This is a genomic window from Pseudomonas sp. SIMBA_067 (assembly GCF_046534675.1).
Classification (GTDB): Bacteria; Pseudomonadota; Gammaproteobacteria; order Pseudomonadales; family Pseudomonadaceae; genus Aquipseudomonas; species Aquipseudomonas putida.
This window is the reverse complement of sequence record NZ_JAWRYH010000165.1, coordinates 1-339: the sequence shown is the minus strand read 5'-3', so window position 1 is coordinate 339 and position 339 is coordinate 1. Positions and strand designations below refer to the sequence as shown.

Annotated in this window: 1 protein-coding gene; it reads left to right on the top strand. The window is 63.7% G+C overall.

The window, feature by feature from the left end; translation table 11 throughout:
- Positions 1-339 (top strand): condensation domain-containing protein (locus SB765_RS28545; RefSeq protein WP_410932347.1); only part of this gene is annotated, 339 nt, incomplete at both ends.

Genomic DNA, 339 nt, shown 5'->3' with positions numbered 1-339 from the left:
GCTGTTCACCTTCACCGGGCCTGAGCCGGTGAACCTGTTCGCCAAGGCGCTGCAAAGCGTGATCGAGCGGCACGACATCCTGCGCAGCAGCATCGCCTGGGAAGGGCTCGAGGATCCGGTACAGGTCGTTTGGCGTCAGGCAACCCTGGGGCTGGAAGAGGTGGTGATCGACCCGGCGGACGGTGACGTGCTGACGCAGTTGCACGAGCAGTTCGACCCACGCCATTACCGTCTTGACCTGAGCCGTGCGCCGTTGATGCACCTGGCCTACGCCCAGGACAGCACCCATCAGCGCTGGGTCGGCATCCTGTTGTTCCATCACATGGTGCTCGACCACAC